The 1,044-nt window shown below is 70.6% G+C and carries 1 protein-coding gene; it reads right to left on the reverse strand.

Translation table 11 applies throughout. The features are described from left to right. Positions 1-269: 269 nt before the first annotated feature. Positions 270-1,044, reverse strand: a 775-nt coding sequence (locus ACFWFR_RS19455) for an ABC transporter permease (RefSeq protein ID WP_377624218.1), incomplete at its 5' end; no start/stop codon positions are given.

Below are 1,044 nucleotides of genomic sequence, written 5' to 3' on the forward strand. Positions count from 1 at the left end.
GAGGCGGTCCGCCGAGACCTGCCGCTGGCGGTCTTCGTCCTGACCCCGCTCGAGGGCCCGCCGCAGGACGAGCCCCCCCCCCCCCCCCGCCAGGGGGCCCAGCAAGACCCCCCGCCCCCCGGGCCCCCCCCCGCCCCCCCCCCCCACGGCACGCCCGGCGCCAGCACCCGGTGGAACGTCCGCCAGCTCGCCGTGCTCGGCGCTCTGGTGGCCGCGACGATCGTGGTCACGACCGTCGGAGGGTGACCCGACGCGCCGTGGCGCGCAGGTCACGGGGTGCTCGGTTCCGCAGCGGCACCCGTGCCGTCGGTCGGGCGCGTCGAGGGCAGCGGACGCTCGATGCGGCGCGCACGCGCCATCTTGCGCAACGAGGGGATCCGCTTCTGACGCGGGTCGAACGCGTCGCGCAGACCGTCACCGATGAAGTTCACGCACAGCGCGATCGACACGATGAAGGCACCCGGCCACCAGAACAGCCAGGGGCGTGAGGCGAACGCCTGCTGGTAGTCGTTGATCAGCAGACCCAGCGAGATGGACGGCGACTTGATGCCGACCCCGAGGTAGCTGAGCGACGTCTCCAGCAGGATCGCCGAGCTCAGCAGCAGCGTCGTGTTGACGATGATGACGCCGACCGCGTTGGGCAGCATGTGCTTGAAGATGATGCGCGTGTTGCTCGCGCCCGCGACGCGTGCTGCGTCGACGAACTCGCGCTCACGCAGCGAGAGGAACTCGCCACGCACCAGACGGGCCAGCGGCGGCCAGAGGATCAGCCCGAGGAAGGCACCGAACACCGCGGCGTTGTTGCCACCCGACATCAGACCCAGGACGGCGCCCAGGACGATCACGGGCATCGTGATGATGAGGTCCGTGAAACGCATCAGGAGCGAGTCCGTCGCGCCTCGGAAGAAGCCCGAGAGCGCCCCGACGACGATGCCCATGACGGTCGCGATGAGGCCGACCGAGAACATGATGATGAGCGACGTCTGCGTGCCGCGCATGACGCGGGCGAAGATGTCACGACCGGCCTCGTCCTGACCGAAGGGG

It is taken from the genome of Oerskovia sp. NPDC060287, assembly GCF_042726775.1.
Classification (GTDB): Bacteria; Actinomycetota; Actinomycetes; order Actinomycetales; family Cellulomonadaceae; genus Oerskovia; species Oerskovia merdavium.